16 protein-coding genes are annotated in these 19,157 nt (G+C 56.0%); 12 read left to right on the top strand and 4 right to left on the bottom strand.

Features of this window, described 5'->3' with window-relative positions; all coding sequences use genetic code 11:
• Positions 1-10: 10 nt before the first annotated feature.
• The 7 genes from murG to lpxC all read left to right on the top strand — a co-directional run bounded on the left by murG (position 11) and on the right by lpxC (position 8,145).
• Complete coding sequence (gene murG / locus BMY49_RS04355; RefSeq protein ID WP_089674974.1) at positions 11-1,108, top strand: undecaprenyldiphospho-muramoylpentapeptide beta-N-acetylglucosaminyltransferase; 1,098 nt, start codon at positions 11-13, stop codon at positions 1,106-1,108.
• Positions 1,109-1,125: 17 nt separating this feature from the next.
• Positions 1,126-2,574, top strand: a complete 1,449-nt coding sequence (gene murC, locus BMY49_RS04350; RefSeq protein ID WP_089674985.1) for a UDP-N-acetylmuramate--L-alanine ligase — start codon at positions 1,126-1,128, stop codon at positions 2,572-2,574.
• On the top strand, positions 2,571-3,506 hold the full coding sequence (locus BMY49_RS04345) for a D-alanine--D-alanine ligase (protein ID WP_044629190.1): 936 nt from the start codon (positions 2,571-2,573) through the stop codon (positions 3,504-3,506). Before murC ends, BMY49_RS04345 begins: the two co-directional genes overlap by 4 nt.
• 25 nt (positions 3,507-3,531) lie before the next feature.
• Entirely contained in the window at positions 3,532-4,260 is a 729-nt protein-coding gene (locus tag BMY49_RS04340; protein ID WP_044629191.1) for a cell division protein FtsQ/DivIB, read from the top strand.
• A 309-nt stretch (positions 4,261-4,569) separates the two neighbouring features.
• Positions 4,570-5,859: a cell division protein FtsA gene (ftsA, locus tag BMY49_RS04335; RefSeq protein ID WP_044629192.1), complete on the top strand. Its 1,290-nt coding sequence runs from the start codon at positions 4,570-4,572 to the stop codon at positions 5,857-5,859.
• A 34-nt stretch (positions 5,860-5,893) separates the two neighbouring features.
• Complete coding sequence (ftsZ, locus tag BMY49_RS04330) at positions 5,894-7,075, top strand: cell division protein FtsZ (protein WP_044629193.1); 1,182 nt, start codon at positions 5,894-5,896, stop codon at positions 7,073-7,075.
• A 158-nt stretch (positions 7,076-7,233) separates the two neighbouring features.
• Positions 7,234-8,145, top strand: coding sequence for a UDP-3-O-acyl-N-acetylglucosamine deacetylase (gene lpxC / locus BMY49_RS04325; RefSeq protein WP_054641053.1), 912 nt, complete (start codon positions 7,234-7,236; stop codon positions 8,143-8,145).
• Between the two features lie 110 nt (positions 8,146-8,255).
• Here the strand turns inward: lpxC and BMY49_RS04320 are convergent, their stop codons facing one another.
• The gene (locus BMY49_RS04320) at positions 8,256-8,726 is read right to left on the bottom strand and encodes a DUF721 domain-containing protein (RefSeq protein ID WP_058577884.1); all 471 of its coding nucleotides are present in this window, start codon (positions 8,724-8,726) and stop codon (positions 8,256-8,258) included.
• 547 nt (positions 8,727-9,273) lie between these two features.
• Between BMY49_RS04320 and secA the strand changes: the two genes are divergently transcribed.
• From secA to BMY49_RS04300, 3 genes are all read left to right on the top strand, one after another.
• On the top strand, positions 9,274-11,997 hold the full coding sequence (gene secA / locus BMY49_RS04310) for a preprotein translocase subunit SecA (protein WP_058577885.1): 2,724 nt from the start codon (positions 9,274-9,276) through the stop codon (positions 11,995-11,997).
• Between the two features lie 36 nt (positions 11,998-12,033).
• Positions 12,034-13,263, top strand: a complete 1,230-nt coding sequence (argJ, locus tag BMY49_RS04305) for a bifunctional glutamate N-acetyltransferase/amino-acid acetyltransferase ArgJ (RefSeq protein WP_089674972.1) — start codon at positions 12,034-12,036, stop codon at positions 13,261-13,263.
• 77 nt (positions 13,264-13,340) lie between these two features.
• Positions 13,341-14,297 carry a Nudix family hydrolase gene (locus BMY49_RS04300; RefSeq protein ID WP_174524459.1) on the top strand — a complete coding sequence of 319 codons (957 nt, stop codon included), beginning with the start codon at positions 13,341-13,343 and terminating at the stop codon, positions 14,295-14,297.
• Between the two features lie 111 nt (positions 14,298-14,408).
• Here BMY49_RS04300 and BMY49_RS04295 read toward each other — a convergent pair whose 3' ends face one another.
• Together BMY49_RS04295 and BMY49_RS04290 are read right to left on the bottom strand one after the other, a co-directional pair.
• Positions 14,409-15,311 (bottom strand): carbon-nitrogen hydrolase, encoded by a 903-nt coding sequence (locus BMY49_RS04295; RefSeq protein ID WP_044629199.1) that lies wholly within the window; start codon positions 15,309-15,311, stop codon positions 14,409-14,411.
• 10 nt (positions 15,312-15,321) lie between these two features.
• Positions 15,322-16,386 carry an agmatine deiminase family protein gene (locus BMY49_RS04290; protein WP_089674971.1) on the bottom strand — a complete coding sequence of 355 codons (1,065 nt, stop codon included), beginning with the start codon at positions 16,384-16,386 and terminating at the stop codon, positions 15,322-15,324.
• Between the two features lie 204 nt (positions 16,387-16,590).
• Between BMY49_RS04290 and BMY49_RS04285 the strand changes: the two genes are divergently transcribed.
• The gene (locus BMY49_RS04285; RefSeq protein ID WP_089674969.1) at positions 16,591-17,832 is read left to right on the top strand and encodes a lipoprotein-releasing ABC transporter permease subunit; all 1,242 of its coding nucleotides are present in this window, start codon (positions 16,591-16,593) and stop codon (positions 17,830-17,832) included.
• A 10-nt stretch (positions 17,833-17,842) separates the two neighbouring features.
• Positions 17,843-18,541, top strand: coding sequence for an ABC transporter ATP-binding protein (locus BMY49_RS04280; RefSeq protein WP_044629202.1), 699 nt, complete (start codon positions 17,843-17,845; stop codon positions 18,539-18,541).
• Between the two features lie 12 nt (positions 18,542-18,553).
• Here BMY49_RS04280 and BMY49_RS04275 read toward each other — a convergent pair whose 3' ends face one another.
• The gene (locus BMY49_RS04275) at positions 18,554-19,105 is read right to left on the bottom strand and encodes a DUF2062 domain-containing protein (RefSeq protein WP_058577888.1); all 552 of its coding nucleotides are present in this window, start codon (positions 19,103-19,105) and stop codon (positions 18,554-18,556) included.
• Between the last annotated feature and the right edge of the window lie 52 nt (positions 19,106-19,157).

Below are 19,157 nucleotides of genomic sequence, written 5' to 3'. Positions count from 1 at the left end.
GGAGTCGTTTGTGGCGACGAACTCGCGTCGACGGATATTGATTATGGCCGGGGGAACCGGTGGGCACGTTATTCCTGCGCTCTCTTTGGCGCATGCTTTACAGGCCAAGGGTGTCGACGTTGAATGGCTGGGAAGCCCGCGTGGTATCGAAAATCGGCTAGTGCCTAATGCTGGTATTATGCTACACACGATTGCCATTGAAGGGCTGAGGGGCAAAGGGCTGGCAGGCTGGTGCAAAGCGCCCATCAATCTTTCCCGAGCGGTGATGCAGGCGCGACGCATCATTAAACGCTTTAAACCTGATGTTGTGGTCGGCCTGGGGGGCTTTGCCAGTGGCCCGGGTGGGCTGGCGGCGCGGCTGTCGGGTGTGCCGCTGGTCATTCATGAACAGAATGCCGTCGCAGGCCTCACTAATAAAGTGCTTTCGCGCTTGGCGACGCGTACTTACGCCGCCTTTGAGGATGCGTTTGGCAGTCGTGCAGTAGTTATTGGTAACCCCGTGCGTGAAGAGATTGCGGCGCTAGGCGAGAGCCCTAAGCAGGTGGCTGAGATGTCTAATAGGCCGCTTAGGCTGCTGGTTGTGGGTGGCTCGCTCGGTGCTGTAGCACTAAATGAGCGCCTGCCGCCAGCGCTTGCCGCGCTACCACCAGAGCGGCGCCCGGATGTGCGCCATCAAGCCGGTAAAGAGCGCGACGTAGCCACCGCCCAGGCATATACAGAACTTGGCATTGTGGCCGATGTTAGCCCCTTTATCGATGATATGGCGGCCGCCTACTCATGGGCGGATCTTGTGGTTTGCCGCGCTGGTGCGTTAACGGTTGCCGAGTTGGCTGCAGCGGCAAAGCCTGCGCTGTTAGTGCCATTTCCATTTGCAGTAGATGACCATCAGCGAGTCAATGCTGATGTGCTGGTGAAGGCGGGAGCGGCTCAGTGTGTCATCCAATCAGCCCTCACGCCTGAGCGCTTAACTCAATTATTAGACGAATTACTTCATCCCGACAGGCTGGCGGAAATGGCGTCTAAAGCGCGCCAAGCCGCTTATTTAGATGCCACCGAGCGTCTTGCAGCAGGCTGTTTGGGATTAGTGAAGCAAGGAGAAACTGCGTGACCGATTCAGTGACTAACATGTCGCCGCAGGGGGCTCGCCCAACTGGCCCCGGTATGCGTCGTATTAAGCGGCTGCATTTTGTAGGTATCGGTGGTGCAGGCATGTGCGGTATTGCCGAAGTATTAGCCAACCAGGGCTACCAAGTTAGCGGTAGCGACATGAAAGCCTCCGCCGTGGTTGAACGGCTGCGCCATTGCGGAGTAAGCGTGGCCATTGGTCATGCTGAAGAGCATGTGCAGGGGGCCGATGTGGTTGTTGTCTCCAGCGCAATTGATGAAACCAACCCTGAAATACGCTGGGCACATGAGCACCGCGTGCCGGTAGTGCGCCGTGCCGAAATGCTGGCAGAACTGATGCGCTTCCGTCACGGTATTGCCGTCGCGGGGACTCACGGTAAAACAACCACCACTAGCTTGACAGCAACACTATTGGCCGAGGGTGGCCTGGACCCTACTTTTGTGATTGGCGGAAAACTGACGAGTGCAGGCGCCAATGCTCGTTTAGGTGAAGGTGATTACTTAGTCGCTGAAGCTGATGAATCCGATGCCTCGTTCCTTCACCTTCAGCCCATGGTATCGATTGTTACCAATATCGATGCTGACCACATGGCGACTTATGGCGGCGATTTTGAGCGCCTGAAAAGCACTTTCATCGAATTTTTGCACAATCTACCGTTTTATGGCCTTGCGGTGTTGTGTATTGACGATCCTCATGTGCGTGGGCTGTGTGACCAAGTTAAACGCCAGTTTGTCACTTACGGCTTTGATGAAGATGCCGACTACCGCATCGTTGATTTTTCTCAACAGGCGGGAGAAGTCTCGTTTACCGCTCTGCGCCCTGGTGATGCGGCACCGCTGGCCATTCGGCTCGCTATGCCGGGCCGCCATAACGCCCTCAATGCGATGGCGGCTATCGTTGTGGCCACTGACGCAGGCGTAAGTGATGATGCGATCCAGCGTGGGCTAACTGGGTTCGCCGGGGTAGGGCGACGCTTTCAAGTGCATGGACACTTTCCAGCACCTTCCGGCGGTGGCGATATTATGCTAGTGGATGACTACGGTCACCATCCTCGTGAAGTCGATATGGTAATCCAGGCAGTGCGAGCAGGTTGGCCTGATCGACGCCTTGTGATGCTTTACCAACCCCACCGTTACAGCCGTACGCGGGATCTTTTTGAGGATTTTGTGCGTGTGCTTTCTCAGGTGGATACCCTGGTGCTACTGGATGTATACAGCGCAGGTGAGGCCGTGCTGCCGGGAGCCGAAGGGAAAACGCTGGCGGGCTCTATTCGACAGCGTGGTGAAGTCGATCCGCTGTTTGTCGAGCACAAGCAGGAGCTGCCTGCCTTGTTGAATAATGTGCTACGGCCTGGAGATATTTTGATTACTCAAGGGGCCGGCGACATTGGCGGTATTTCGCTGCGCCTTGCTCAGGCAAAACTTGAGATGGATGAGGTGGCGCTATGAACAGCGGGCAAACTGGTTCTCTAGACCGCGTCGTAGTGGTTTACGGCGGCACATCGGCTGAGCGGGATGTTTCCCTGAAAAGCGGCGCCGCTATTCTTGCCGCTTTAAAACGTCAAGGTGTGGATGCGCTCGGCTACGACCCTAAAGAGGGTGGTCTAGCAGGGCTTGAGCGTCTGGCGCCTAGCGCCGTGTTTGTGGCGCTACATGGGCGTGGTGGAGAAGACGGCACGTTTCAGGGCGCGTTAGAGCTGCTCGGCGTGCCCTATACCGGCAGCGGCGTACTGGCATCTGCATTGGGCATGGATAAACAGCGCACTAAGCAAGTGTGGCAGGCCGTTGGCTTGCCTACCCCTGAATGCATCATGCTAAGTGAAAACGCTGATTGGACGGCCGTAGTAAACCAGCTTGGGCTGCCTATGGTGGTCAAGCCAGTCCATGAAGGCTCCACCTTGGGCATCAGTATTGTCAAAAGCCGGGATGAATTAAAAGCTGCCTACACGGCTGCCGCAAAATTTGATGCGCGGGTAATGGCTGAGCGGTTTATTGTCGGGGATGAATACACGGTCGCGCTCCTGGGTGATGATGTGTTGCCCGCTATTCGCGTTGAAGTGCCGGGTGGATTCTATGACTACGAAGCCAAGTACATTGCTAACACCACGCAGTACCATCTGCCCTGTGGTTTGTCTGAGCAAGATGAGCAAGCGCTGGCAGCACTATGTAAAAAGGCCTTTTTAGCGGTAGGTGGCGAAGGGTGGGGGCGTATTGATGTAATGCGTGACGCAGCTGGTAAGTGTTGGCTGATAGAGGTTAACACCGTGCCCGGCATGACTGACCACAGCCTGGTGCCGCAGGCAGCCGCCTACGCCGGGATTGACTTTGATCAGTTGGTCATGCGTATTTTACAGACCGCCGTTCAGCCGAGCATGCCGTAATGAGTAGCTGGGCAATAGGAGCGTTATGAAAAAACGCAACGCATGGCTGGGCGTTGTGCTGCTGGCGCTGCTACTAGGTGCGGGTGGCCGTGCACTGTGGCTATGGCTTGATCGTCCCATTGAGCGCGTGTCGATTCGTGGCGAATGGGAGTACGTTAGTGCTGATTACCTGCGTACGCAGTTAGCGCCGCTTGTGCAGGATGCAACGTGGCTATCGGTAGATCTAGGCGAGCTACGCCAGCGTTCGCTACGTATTGGCTGGCTGAATGAAGTGCGAATTTCCCGCGAGTGGCCTAACGCTTTGGTGTTTGAGCTAGTGGAGCAGGTGCCTGTAGCGCGCTGGAACGATGATTTCCTGCTTAATCCTGAAGGAGAGCCGTTTGCATTTGCGCCGTTAGGTGCACCTGAAGGGTTGCCCGACCTCTCAGGGCCAGCGGGCAACAGTGAAGAGGTGTTGGCGTATTATCAGCGGTTGACTCCCCATTTTGCCAGTTTGTCGCTATCGCTTTCTCAGCTACGCTTAGAGCCTCGCGGTGCTTGGCGCTTACAGTTGGGAGACGGGGCCTGGGTCATGTTAGGTAGACGTCAGCATGGAGAGCGTTTGGCAAGGTTATCTGCTTCTTGGCAGCGCGAGCTTGCAAGCTTTAGTGAGCATATCCGCTATATTGATTTACGCTATCCTAATGGTGTTGCGGTGGCTTGGCATGGTGAAACGGATTTTCAAGAGCGTGAACAGCAAGAGGTCAATGAGTAACCGCTCGTGGCAATGTGCAAAAAGTAGGTAATGTGAGTGGTTGCCAACGCCGAAAAACCCATGAATGGGGTTTAAATTGCGATCCAGTCCAATTATCGTGGCTGTGCGCTAGTCGTATTGCGACTATTGTTTCTATACTATGTCCCTAGCGGTGATGTGGATGAGTTTTATTATCCTGTCAGCGGTTAGCTTGGTTAGATAGTATTCTAGTTAAAGCTATTAAACGCAAATTGGTTATTGCGTTGGCGTTTTAATGCCGATTGGCAATACCTACCCTATTAAAATGACGGCAAGGAGATTTACCGACTCATGGCAGGCTCACCCAACGCATCCAATATGGTTGTCGGGCTGGACATCGGAACGTCCAAGGTCGTCGCGATAGTCGGTCAACCCACCGATGATGGGGGGATTGAGATTGCCGGTATCGGTTCCCACCCCTCGCGCGGTATGAAGCGCGGCGTTGTGATTAATATTGAGTCAACGGTTCTGTCTATTCAGCGTGCGGTGGAAGAAGCCGAGCTGATGGCAGGATGCGACATCCACTCGGTTTATGTGGGCGTGGCGGGTAGCCATATTAGCTCCATGAATTCCGACGGTGTTGTCGCGATTAAGGAGCGTGAAGTAACACCTTCAGACATTGAACGGGTGATCGACTCGGCTCGCGCACGAGCGATTTCAGAAGGCCAGCGAGTGTTACATGTATTACCTCAAGAGTTTTCCATTGATACCCAAGGCGGCATCCGGGAGCCGCTGGGGATGTCAGGGGTAAGACTTGAAGCACAAGTGCACTTAGTAACGGCGGCCCAGAATGCTGTGCAAAACATTGAAAAGTGTGTACGGCGCTGCGGTTTAGATGTGGATGCCATTATTTTGGAACAGTTGGCCTCTAGTATGGCTGTGCTGACGGAGGATGAGCGTGAGCTCGGGGTATGTATGGTGGATATCGGTGGTGGTACCACCGATATGGCGATTTTCACAGAAGGTGCCATTCGCCATACAGCGGTGATCCCCATTGCAGGTGACCAAGTCACCAATGACATCGCGATGGCACTGCGAACGCCGACCCAGCACGCTGAAGAAATCAAGGTGAAATACGCTTGCGCATTAACCCAGCTTGCTGCAAGCGATGAGATGATTAAAGTGCCTAGCGTGGGTGATCGCCCAGCCAGAGATCTATCGCGTCAGGCGCTAGCGGAAGTGGTCGAACCTCGTTACGAGGAACTCTTTACGTTAGTAAGAGACGAATTACGTCGCAGCGGCTATGAAGATATGGTGGCTGCGGGTGTGGTGCTCACCGGCGGCACCTCGCGCATGGAAGGTGTAAGCGAACTGGCGGAAGAAATTTTCCATATGCCGGTTCGTATTGCCTGCCCGCAAAATGTCAGAGGCTTGGCAGATGTGGTTCGCAATCCTATCTATGCGACGGGCGTTGGTTTACTGCATTATGCACTGCAGGAAACTCGTCATGGGCAAGGCCTAGAAAGCCACGGGGGAGTCGTTTCGGCCCATAAAGGACGTAATGAGTTAGCCCGGCGTGATATCAAGGATGGCCATTCGGCGCTGGCAAGAATCAAAGGCTGGTTCAAAGGAAATTTCTGATAGGGCCGCAAGCGCGGTTCAGGAGACGGGGCTTATGTTCGAATTGGTAGATAACGCACCCTCGAGCAGTGCGGTCATCAAAGTAGTCGGTGTTGGCGGCGGCGGCGGTAATGCTGTCAACCACATGGTCGAGAGCAATATCGAAGGCGTTGAATTTATCTGCGCCAATACGGATGCTCAGGCACTTAAACGTGTATCCGCAAAAACGGTGCTGCAGCTAGGTGGCGAAATCACCAAGGGTCTTGGTGCTGGCGCTAACCCAGAGGTGGGTCGTCAAGCCGCGTTGGAAGATCGCGAGCGCATTGCTGAGCTGTTAAACGGCGCCGATATGGTCTTTATTACTGCCGGTATGGGTGGTGGTACAGGCACGGGCGGCGCCCCGGTGGTAGCTCAGGTGGCTAAGGAGTTGGGTATTCTGACTGTTGCGGTCGTTACGCGTCCGTTCCCGTTTGAAGGGCCCAAGCGTATGCGCGCTGCGGAAGAGGGCATGAAAGAGCTCTCTGAGCACGTTGATTCCTTGATCACTATTCCCAATGAAAAGCTGCTATCGGTGCTGGGCAAGAATGCCACGCTATTGACGGCTTTTAGCGCAGCTAACGATGTGCTTCTAGGTGCGGTACAGGGCATCGCAGAGCTGATCACCAGCCCAGGTATCATCAACGTCGACTTTGCTGATGTACGCACCGTGATGTCTGAAATGGGCATGGCGATGATGGGTACAGGCGGCGCGACGGGTGAGAACCGTGCCCGTGAGGCGGCAGAAAAAGCCATCCGCAGCCCGCTGCTGGAAGATATCGATCTACATGGCGCTCGCGGTATCCTGGTCAATATCACGGCTGGGCCGGATCTCTCCATTGGTGAATTCAACGATGTGGGGGCGACGGTACAAGAGTTCGCCTCTCAAGAAGCGACGATTGTGGTCGGTACTTCAATCGATATGGAAATGTCCGACGAGCTGCGTGTGACGGTAGTGGCAGCAGGGCTAGATGGCAGCAAGTCAAAAGCAGCAGCTCGCGAACCTGCGCGTCGCTCTGCGGCAGATACCTCCTCTTCCGACTACCGCAAGCTGCAGCAGCCGACGGTCATGCGTCAGCAGGCCGCTGCACGCGCAGAAGCGCCGGAAGCAGCGCCAAAGCCGCGTCCAGAAAAACGTCGTTCAGCGGATGCTGATGACTATCTCGATATCCCCGCATTTTTGCGCCGCCAGGCGGATTAAACCGCGCTATCAGGCTCATTGAGGCAGCAAACGAGAGTTTTATTGGTTAAAACGCTCGTTTGCTGTTAAAGTGAACACTGTTTGATAACTTTCTTTCCCCCTGCGGACTGTGTAGCGTTAGGCTACGAGCCGCCGTCATCAGAGCTTGACCACTACCCATGATCAGACAACGCACATTACAAAACGTCATCCGCGCCACTGGAGTGGGTCTGCACTCTGGCAAAAAAGTCCACATGGCTTTGCGCCCGGCGCCGGCCAACACCGGCATTGTGTTTGTCAGAACCGATCTGGACCCAGTGGTACACGTACCTGCCCGTGCCGAATTGGTGGAAGACACCATGCTATGCACAGCGCTCTGCCATGAAGGCGTCAAAGTTGCGACCGTTGAGCACTTGATGTCAGCCTTTGCCGGTTTGGGGATTGATAACGCCTACGTCGATATCAGTGCGCCCGAAGTGCCAATTATGGACGGCAGTGCCAGCCCCTTTGTGTTTCTGATTCAATCAGCGGGCATTTTAGAGCAGGAGGCAGCGAAGAAATTTATCCGCATTAAGCGTCGGGTTAGCGTTACCGATGGTGATAAAGAGGCTACCTTTTTGCCTCACCAAGGCTTCAAGGTGTCATTTGCTATCGACTTCGACCACCCGGTCTTTGAACAGCAGAAGCAAACGGCGCTGATCGATTTCTCAACCACATCGTTCGTGAAAGAAGTCTCTCGTGCACGAACCTTCGGTTTTATGCGCGATTTAGAGTACCTTCGCTCGAACAATCTGGCGCTGGGCGGTAGCTTAGAAAACGCCATTGTGGTGGATGACTACCGTATTGTGAACGAAGGCGGCCTGCGCTACGAAGACGAATTCGTCAAACATAAAGTGCTAGACGCCATTGGTGACCTTTATCAGCTTGGTTACAGCCTGATTGGCGAGTTCCGAGGTGTTAAATCCGGCCATGCGCTGAATAACCAGCTTTGCCGGGAGCTGATGGCACAGCCCGATTCGTATGAAATCGTTACGTTTGAAGAAGAGAAAGCAGTGGCGCCTATTTCCTATGCCGCTCCTGTCATGGCGTAATGAGGCATAAGGCAAAATGTTGGGGGGAGTTGAGTTGGCATAACGAAACGGCCCCCCACTTTATAAAGCATCGCTAAGGCGGTGCTTTATGCGTTTAAGGGGTCGCGTTGCTAAGGTTTTGGTTCTGTAGAGCGCGCGTGAGAAGCAAGCCGCTCCAGGGCGTTTTTTAACGCGGGGTTGTCGGTGTCTTTGGCGCATTCGGCCAGGGTCTTGCCAGCATCATCTGACAGTGTGCGCGTGTAACGCTTAGGTGACTCGATCGGGCGCACTGGACGAACTTTGAGCGTAAACCCTGTCACGCCTTCAAAGCCCGGTAATTGGTGAAGCAGTGACAGTAGCTGCGACTGCTCGTAGCGTAGCCACGTTAACCAGCTGGCTTGTCCGCTGATCAGCGTAAGGCGTCCGTTGCTGAAGCCGCCGACGAAAATGTGCTCGCGCATCTCTTCAGGCAAATGGGCGCGAAGGTGGCGTTGCGCTTGATCAATTAAGCGTGATTGGCGCATTAGCTGTCCAACGCCGCCAGACTTGGTCAGCAGTTGGGCAATGGGCTGTGCGCGAGAACGCTTAACCTTTATACTCATCAACTTAATTCCTAGGGTGTTGCTAGTGACGTCGTACTGGCGAATACAAACAGCGCCTGTGATTGACCGCCAATGAAAAGAGCCTAACACGCTCGGGAGCCAGTCCACAGCATGTCATCAACGTCAGAGATAGTATCTGCTTCGCCAAGGCGTCAACGACGCTATGGCTTAGCGCGTTGGTGGCTGGCTGGCCTGTTGGTGAGCTGCTTATTGCCCGCTAGTTTACACCCTTCAGATGCATTGAGAAGCAGTGGCCGCAATGTCTGCATCTGCTTTTGGATGCCTGCGATGCTACGGGCTCAATCGCACTGGATTGCCAAGAAGCGCCGTGCGCTTCGTCGCTGGGCTAGTCGCCAAACGCGCCGATTGCCCAGCGTTTGCAGCCGTCCTCTATTACTACCGCTGATCACGCTTCGACTTGTTGCTGCCAGCGATGTAGTGACCCCTCGTGGCCCGCCCGCCGAACAACGCATTGGTTAACATTACGCCTATTTGCCTTATATAAGGGCGCACCTGGATGGGGCGCTCACGATGATCTGGAAATTTCATGATTAATAACTTGCTACGTAAAGTGGTCGGCTCTAAAAACGACCGTGAAGTAAAGCGCATGTATAAAAGCGTGCAGAGCGTTAATGCGTTAGAAGAGACCCTGGCGGGCCTAAGCGATGCGGAACTTCAAGCGAAAACCACTGAGCTGCGTCAGCGGTTAGACGATGGGGCGACGCTGGATAGCCTGCTTCCAGAAGCCTTTGCTGTCGTTCGTGAGTCCAGTAAGCGAGTAATGGGCATGCGCCACTTTGATGTGCAGATGATCGGTGGTATGACCCTGCACCGTGGCCGTATCGCGGAAATGAAAACCGGTGAAGGTAAAACCCTAGTCGCCACGCTGTCAGTCTACTTGAACGCATTGACCCGTAAAGGCGTTCACGTGGTAACGGTGAATGACTACCTCGCCCGCCGTGATGCGGAATGGATGCGCCCGCTTTATGAATTCTTAGGGCTAACGGTAGGCGTTATCTTTGCAGGGCAGACCGGCGAAGAGAAGCGCTATGCTTATCAGTGCGACATTACCTACGGCACCAACAACGAGTTTGGCTTTGACTATCTTCGCGACAACATGGCGTTCTCGCTGGAAGATAAAGTCCAACGCGGCCTGCACTACGCGATTGTGGACGAAGTCGACTCCATCCTAATTGATGAAGCACGTACGCCGTTGATTATCTCTGGCGCGGTAGACGAGAACACCGACCTCTACGGCATCGTGAACCGCCTCGCCCAACAGCTCGAGCAGGGTGAAGTCTCCGAAGATGACGAAGCACCGGTGAGCGGCGATTTCGTGCTCGACGAAAAGCAGAAGCAGGTGGAGCTGACCGAACAGGGTCACAATAAAGTCGAAGAGCTCATGCGGGCCGAAGGGCTGCTGGGTGAGGGCGAATCGCTCTACGCAGCGCAAAACCTCAACCTGCTACAGCATATGCACTCGGCGCTGCGCGCTCTCCATCTCTATCATCCGGATGTTGATTACATCGTTGCCGAAGGGCAGGTGGTGATTGTCGACGAGCACACTGGCCGTACCATGCCGGGGCGCCGTTGGTCTGAAGGTCTGCACCAGGCCGTGGAAGCTAAAGAGGGCGTTACGGTTCAGCGTGAAAGCCAAACGCTGGCGTCTACTACCTTCCAGAACTACTTCCGCCTGTATGAAAAGCTATCGGGCATGACGGGCACGGCGGATACCGAAGCCTTCGAATTCCGTCAGATTTACGGTCTTGATGTGATCGTCATTCCCACCAACCGCCCGCTGGCGCGTAAAGATCTCAACGACCTTGTGTACCTGAGCGCGGAAGAGAAGTACGAAGCCATCATCAAAGACGTGAAAACAGAGACCGAAGCGGGCCGCCCAGTGCTGGTGGGTACCGCCTCTATCGAAACGTCTGAGTATCTGGCGCGCCTAATGCGTGAGGCAGGGCTTAAATTCAACGTCCTAAACGCCAAGCAGCACCAAAGTGAGGCAGAAATTATTGCTCAAGCTGGCCGGCCCGGTGCGATTACCATCGCTACCAACATGGCGGGTCGCGGTACTGACATTATGTTGGGCGGTAACTGGGAAGCCGAAGCCGCGAAGCTGCAAAACCCTAGCCAAGCACAAATTGATGCGCTAAAAGCCGAATGGCAAAAGCGCCACGACGCGGTGCTGGAAGCTGGTGGCTTGCACGTGGTGGGCTCTGAGCGCCACGAATCCCGCCGCATCGATAACCAGCTTCGTGGCCGTGCAGGCCGCCAGGGCGATCCGGGTTCCACACGCTTCTTCCTCTCTTTGGAAGATAGCCTGATGCGCTTATTTGGCTCCGACCGAGTGAAGCGCTTAATGCAGGCGCTGGGCCTTGAGCGTGGTGAAGCCATTGAACACAAAATGGTTTCTAATGCGGTAGAGCGCGCTCAAAAGAAAGTGGAAGGGCGTAACTTCGATATTCGCAAGCAGCTGCTTGAGTACGACGACGTAGCCAACGACCAGCGCCGCGTGATTTACGAGCAGCGTAACGAAATTCTAGCGTCTGACGATGTCTCCGCCGCGGTGGTGGGTATTCGTGAAGAGGTGATGGAAGACGCGATTAGCGAGTACGTGCCGCCCCAGAGCCTGGCTGAGCAGTGGGACCTGCCCGGCTTGGAAGCCCACTTGAAAACCGAGTTCAATCTCGACGCGCCAGTGACGCAGTGGGCCGAGGAAGACGAGCGCTTTAGCGAAGAGAAGCTGCGTGAACGTCTGCAAACCATGCACCGCGAGGCCTATGAGGCTAAAATCGAGTCCGCAGGTGCGGCATTGATTCGCCGCTTCGAGAAGCAGGTGATGCTCCAAGTGCTGGATACCCGCTGGAAAGAGCACCTGCAGTCCATGGACCACTTGCGTCGCGGTATCCACCTGCGTGGTTATGCACAGAAGAACCCCAAGCAGGAGTACAAGCGCGAATCCTTCGAGCTGTTCCAACATCTGCTGACCAATATCAAAGCCGATGTCACGCGTATTCTCAGCCACGTTCAGGTGCGTCAGCCAGAAGAAGTGGATGCCCTAGAGCAGAAACGCCGTGAAGAGCTTGCTCGTGAAAAAGCGACAGCCGCCAGCCGCCACGATGCGCCTGATGCCGGTACTAGCGAGACAGCGCCCGGGGTTGATGGCCGTCCGCTGCGCCGGGAAAACCCGAAAGTTGGCCGCAACGACCCCTGTGTGTGTGGCTCGGGTAAAAAATATAAGCAGTGCTGCGGCAAATTAAGCTAATCACGTATGGCGTAAGCGAACGTAGAGGAGAGAAACATGGCGGTGGGAAACCTTCCCTTTCCGGAATTGCCACCCCTCAGCGGGGTGCGCCTGGGCACTGCAATGGCGGGCATTAAGAAGCCGGGTCGCCGTGATATGGTGCTGATTGAGCTACCTGAGACTGCCACTGTGGCGGGTGTTTTCACCCGCAATGCGTTCTGTGCTGCTCCGGTAGTGGTTGCCAAGCAGCATCTTGAGCAGTGCGCCAGTAGCGGCCTTGCGCCTCGTTATTGGTTAATTAATACCGGTAATGCCAATGCGGGGACGGGTGAGGCTGGCTTGCAAGATGCTTATGCCAGCTGTGCTGCTGTCGCTGAGCAGGCAGGTGTTGAGCAGGCTCAGGTGCTGCCGTTCTCAACGGGGGTGATAGGTGAGCCGCTGCCCATGGAGCGCCTGCTGGCAGGCTTGCCGGGTGCGTTTGATACGCTGGCCGACTCAAGCCAAGCATGGCAGCAGGCAGGTGAAGGTATTCTAACCACCGACACCCGCGCAAAGGGAGCCACGGTGACCGTTGATATTGGCGACCATCAGGTCACCATCAACGGGATTACCAAAGGCTCGGGCATGATTAAACCCAACATGGCCACCATGTTGGGGTTTGTGGTCACCGATGCGGCGATTGAGCAGCCCTTGCTCGCCACGCTACTGCGAGAAACGGTGGATCGCTCGTTCAACTGCATCACTGTGGATAGCGATACCTCTACCAACGACGCCTGCATGTTAGCGGCGACCGGCACGGGCGCGCGTATCGAAAGCGACGAGCACATTGCTGTTTTCCGTAACGCTCTGCAGCGGGTGATGACCGAACTCGCCCAGGCGATTATTCGCGATGGCGAAGGGGCGACCAAATTCGTCACACTACAGGTGAATGAGGCCAGCACTCGCCAAGAGGCGCTGGATGTGGCGTTTACCGTAGCTCACTCGCCTCTAGTAAAAACCGCGCTCTACGCCTCGGATGCCAACTGGGGGCGTATTTTGGCGGCGGTGGGTCGAGCGCCGGTTGAGGCGTTTGATGTTAGCCGGGTCGTGATTGACTTAGGCGATGTGCGCCTAGTGGAGAACGGTGGCCGCGCCGGTAGCTATACCGAAGCGGCTGGCAGTGCCGTCATGGCCGAGGAAGAGATCACAATTCGCATTAATTTGGGGCGTGGTGACGAGGCCGCTACCGTGTGGACCTCGGATCTCTCCCATGACTATGTGTCCATCAACGCGGATTACCGCAGCTAAGGCTGCGGCAACGTGCTAACGCAGCGAGATAGCGCCGTGCAATATAAAGGCGGCGCGCACAAAGTGGATAAGACGTAATGAGTGTAATGGTAAAACGACGGGTTCATGTCGCGGCAGCTGCGATGATCAGCGCCGATCAAAAGCACGTGCTGATCGCGCGCCGGCCTTCCAACGTCGATCACGGCGGTCTTTGGGAGTTTCCCGGTGGCAAGCTAGCCCCTTATGAAACTGGGCTGGAAGGCCTTAAACGTGAGTTGCATGAAGAGTTAGGCGTTGAGATTGTTCGTGCCCAACCGCTCATTCGCGTTCACCATGAGTATCCTGATAAGCACATTCTGCTCGATGTGTGGCAGGTGCATGAGTTTGCTGGCGAACCGTTTGGTCGTGAAGGCCAGGCGGTGCGCTGGGTGCCGATGAATGAGTTGGTGAACTACCCGTTCCCAGCGGCGAACCTGCCCATTCTGCGTGCGGTGATGCTACCCACCGAGTACTTGATTACCGGTGAAGAGCCTGACGATGAGCGCTTCGCGTCGCTGCTGGAGCGCGCTCTGCGCGAAGACAGTATTCGCCTTGTGCAACTGCGTGCCAAAAGCTTAGATGACGCGGCCTATGTTGCCCGTGCTGAGCGAGCGCTCAAGCTTTGCCGTGAATACGGTGCGAAGTTGCTGCTCAACGGTGAGCCAACGCTGCTGGATCGGGTCGATGCGGATGGTATTCATCTGACCAGTGCGCGCTTAATGCAGCTGGACCGACGCCCGATTGCGGAAAACAAGTGGCTGTCCGCCTCCACGCATGATCAAAAGCAGCTCTCCCAAGCGGCAGTGCTGGGCTGTGATTTTGTCACGCTTTCTCCGCTGCGCACCACGCCATCACACCCGGAAGTGGCTCCGATGGGCTGGCACGACTTCCAACAGCTGGTGGAACGTGCCGGTATGCCGGTATTCGCGCTGGGCGGTATGACCCGCTTTGACGCCAACCACGCTCGCGCGGTGGGTGCTCAGGGTATTGCGTCGATTCGCGACTTCTGGAAATAAATTTCTGGATATAAGCGATGTCGGCTTGGTACTTATAGAAAAGCGCTGATAGCAAAACGCCTGCTCTGGTAACAGAGCAGGCGTTTTTGATTTTCAGATGCTCGAATAAGCTTAATCGCGGTAGCGGCGGGTTAGGTCGCCATAAGCGTCGACACGGCGATCGCGCAGGTAGGGCCAAATACGGCGGGTGTTTTCGCTACGCGCCATATCCAGGCTCACGACCAACTGCTCAGTCTCTTCACCGGCATGGGCTAGTAGCTCACCTTGTGGGCCGCAAATAAAGCTACCGCCCCAAAACGCGATACCATCACCCACGCCGGAGTGGTCGGCCTCAAAGCCTACGCGGTTTGCCACCAAGACGGGCAGGCCATTCGCGACGCCGTGGGCGCGCTGAATCAGCGTCCAGGCATCTTTCTGGCGGGTTTTTTCCGCGTCGTCGTCATTAGGATCCCAGCCAATAGCGGTGGGGTAGAGCAGTAGCTCAGCACCCGCCAGCGCCATTAAGCGGGCGGCTTCCGGGTACCACTGGTCCCAGCACACAAGAATGCCTAACCGACCCACTGAGGTGTCAATCGGCGTAAAGCCCTCTTTGCGTGCGTCGTCGGCGTCGCCAGGGGTGAAGTAAAACTTCTCATAGAACCCTGGGTCATCTGGAATATGCATCTTGCGGTACTGGCCAACCCGCCCTTTGGCGCGGTCGTACACCACGGCGGTGTTGTGGTAGAGCCCCGCCGCGCGCTTTTCAAACAGCGAGCCCACCAGCACGATATCCAGCTCTTTTGCCAGTGCCGCCAATCGCTGTCCCGTCGGGCCATCCAGCGGTTCGGCGAGATCAAACAGTGCCGGGTCTTCATATTGACAGAAGTAGTGGGTGGCGTGCAGCTCTTGTAATAGTACGAGCTGTGCCCCTTGGCTGGCTGCTCTGCGAATGCCCGCCTCGCTTTCGGCCAGGCTGAGCGCTTTATCGGGCCATGCGGCTTGTTGAATCACCGCCACGTTAAGTGTCTGGGACATGCTGCCCTCCTTAAGAGTGAGTGGTCGCAGGCACAAGCGTACCTTTGGGTAGCTGCATGGTTAAACAGTGCAGGCTGCCGTGCTGACGAATCACGCTGACGCACTCAATGGGGATCAGCGTATGTTCTGGAAAAGCGACGGCCAGCGCCTGCAGTGCGGTGACATCCGCTGGGTCGCCATAGGTAGGCACCAGCACCGCATCGTTGATAATCAAAAAGTTCGCATAGGTGGCCGGTAGGCGATGCCCATCTTCCGGGTCAAAACAGGCCTGGGGCCAGGGTAGCGGAATAAGCTGGTAGGGCTCTCCGTTACGCTGACGGAAGGCTTTTAACTCCTGCTCCATTGCCTGCAGGGCCGTGTAGTGCGGGTCAGTGGGGTCGTCACAACGTACATAGGCAATGGTCGAGGGGTTACAAAAACGTGCCAGCGTATCCACATGGCTGTCCGTGTCATCGCCTTCTAAATGCCCATTGGCTAGCCACAGCACGCGGTCTACGCCAAAGTCATCTGCCAAAAGCGCTTCAACGTCTTCTCGAGAGAGCGACGGATTGCGGTTTGGGTTGAGCAGGCACGCTTCCGTGGTGAGCAGCGTGCCTTCGCCGTCAGTCTCGATAGCCCCACCTTCTAACACCATCTCCCGAGAAGAGACTGGGCAGGCCCATAAGCCCGCATCGGCTAGCCACTGGGTTAGCTGATTGTCCCGCTCAGCAGGGAATTTACCGCCCCAGCCGGTAAAGGTGTAATCCAGCAGCAGCGGCTGGTTATCTTCGTCCAATACCGTGATCGGCCCATGATCTCGCGCCCAGGTATCGTCGGTGGGTGCGACAATCAGCAGCAGCTGATGTTTGGGGATGCCGTAGGCATCGAACGTGGCGGTCAGGCGCTGATGGGTCGCCTCGTCTGGCACGCTGATGATCACGCGCTGATAGCGCGCCGTGGCAAGCACAATGCGCTCAAGCGTTGCTTCGATACGCGACAGCATATAAGCCCAGTCTCCGTCTGGACGGGGCCAGGTGAGCTGTAGGCCATCTTGAGGGTGCCATTCGGGCAATAAGCGGTGAGTCTTGGTAGCCAACGTAAAAGGTGCTCTCACTAGTCAGAATAAGCTTGCCCGGCGGGCAAGAGGGTCGGGCGCAATTTAGGGGGTTGCTCCTCAACTTGCAAGCGATACCGTTATAAAGGGAACGGCCTTGGAGAGGGCGACTCTAAGGCTGCGTTTGCACATGCAGCCATGTTAAAAAAACCGTACCATGGACGCCCATTATTAAGGAATGTAGCCATGCTTGATCGTTTGCCTTTTCTGGTGGGGCTGCGCTATGTGCGCGCTAAACGCCGGAACCACTTTATTTCGTTTATCTCCTTAACGTCGATGCTGGGGCTGATGCTAGGGGTGGCGGTACTGATTCTTGTACTGTCGGTTATGAACGGATTTGATCACGAGCTGCGCACGCGCATTTTAGGCATGGTGCCCCACACCAAAATTGAGTCCCAGGAAGGACTGGTAGAGTGGGAGGCGTTGGCAGAGCAATTAGTACAGCGCGATCGAGTGATTGGTGTGGCCCCTTACGTTGAGCAGCAGGGTATGTTCTCCGCTGGCGGCCGCAACCAAGGCGCGATGGTCAACGGCATTCATCCGGATTGGGAAGACCAGGTCTCTATTATTGGCGAGCACATGCGCCAGGGTGAGTTGGCCGACCTTGTGCCCGGTGGGTGGAATGTTGTGCTGGGTTCGATGCTCGCCCGCAGGCTAGGCGTTGGCGTGGGTGACCGCGTGACGCTGCTGGTGCCCGAGGCATCGATTACTCCGGCAGGCGTTTTCCCCCGACTGAAGCGGTTTACCGTCAGCGGTATTTTCAGCGTAGGTGCCGATCTAGACGCCAATTTGGCCTACGCCAATATTGAAGATATGCAAACGCTGGCACGTATGGGCGATGCGGTTGGTGGTTTGCGCCTAGAGCTAGACGACCTGTTTATCGCCGGTAGCGAAACTCAGGCCATTGTGAACGAGTTGGGCCCAGGCTACAGCGGTTCCGACTGGACGTTCTCCCATGGCAATCTCTTCCAAGCTATTCAGATGGAAAAACGCATGATCGCGCTGCTGTTGACCGTGATTATTGCGGTTGCCGCGTTCAATATTGTGTCGACGCTAGTGATGGTGGTGACGGATAAGCGTGCGGACATTGCCATTTTACGCACCATTGGTGCCACGCCGGGCTCCATTATGGGTATTTTCATTGTGCAGGGACTAGCGATTGGCCTGATCGGCATTGCGGTAGGGGTTACCGTGGGCATTCTGCTGGCGCTCACCATTTCCGATTTGATTGGCTGGTTTGAAACGGCGTTTGGTATTCAATTCCTGGATGCGGGGGTTTACTTCATCAGCGACCTGCCGTCGCGTCTGGAATGGAGCGATGTGCGTGACATCGTGCTGGCCGCGTTTGGCCTGACGTTCCTCTCCACGCTCTATCCCGCCTGGCGAGCTGCTCGCGTTCAGCCTGCTGATGTACTGCGCTATGAATAAGGATGCCCCGATGACGTCAACACCCTCTAACGCCGTCATGCTGGAGTGCCGTGGGCTCACCCGCATTTACAGCGAAGGCCCTCAGGATCTCACCGTACTGGATCAGCTTGAACTGACCGTCCGTGCCGGTGAACGCGTTGCGATTGTAGGAAGTTCGGGTTCAGGCAAGACCACGCTGTTAAACCTGTTGGGCGGCCTAGACCGCCCGAGCAATGGCAGCGTCGTGATTGGCGGTGAGGCACTTTCGGGCCTGAATGAAGCCGCGCTGGGCCGCTTCCGCAATCAATATATTGGTTTTGTTTATCAGTTCCACCATTTGCTGGCGGAATTTACGGCGGTGGAGAATGCTGCGCTGCCGCTGATTATTCGCGGCCAGTCTAAAAAAGTGGCTGAACAGCGCGCTATGCAGATCCTAGAGCGGGTGGGGATGAAAGCGCGTGCCGACCATAAGCCGGGTGAGCTATCGGGCGGTGAGCGCCAGCGAGTGGCGATTGCCCGGGCGCTAGTGACCGACCCCAGCCTCGTATTAATGGATGAGCCGACCGGAAACCTGGATCAAACTACCGCAGCGTCTATTCTGGCGCTGATGGATGAGCTGGCCAAAGAGAGCGCCTGTGCATTTGTGATTGTGACTCACGATGTGGGCTTGGCTGCCCATCAAGACCGTGTCATGAAGCTGGATGGGGGGCGCTTGGTCGCTCAGGCATAGCGATGCGCTAGTTTAGTCGTCAAACTCTGATTCGATGCGAGCCCTGCGCCGCCGTCTTTTAAGGCGGCGGCGCTTCCAGTTATGGGAGACGTGCCAGCGCCAGATAAGGCGAATGCCAATGTTAGCGACGACCGCAAGCACAATCGCAGTAATCAGAGAGCCCAGTAGCAGCGGTGGCAAGATGTCGTGCATCTGCTCAGCTATCCAGCGGGTTGAGATGCGGGAAGGGGCCTCCCGCGCGGGCGCCCCAAGCAAAAAAGTGCCTATTCGATAATTCACATAAAAAATCAGCGGCATGGTAAGTGGGTTGGTGACCCACACAAGCCCTACCGAAAGTGCCAAATTGCAACGACTTAGCCGCGCACCCAGAGCCGCCACCACCATCTGAAAGGGGATGGGTAGCATCGCGCAAAACAGCCCGACGCTAAACGCGTTCGCAACGCTGCGTCGAGTTAGTAGCCATAAGCCCGGATCCGCAATCAGCGGTGCCATAAAGCGCAACGAACGCTGGCGCCTTAGCGTATCGGGTTTTGGCATGTAGCGCTGCAGGAAACGGCGCGGCATGTCAGGTACTCTTACTTTAGATCGTTTCTATTATCCATATAGCGTAGGGCTT

The organism is Vreelandella aquamarina (genome assembly GCF_900110265.1).
Lineage (GTDB): Bacteria > Pseudomonadota > Gammaproteobacteria > Pseudomonadales > Halomonadaceae > Vreelandella > Vreelandella aquamarina.
The sequence above is the reverse complement of the archived record's forward strand: the minus strand, read 5'-3'. Positions and strand labels throughout refer to the sequence as shown.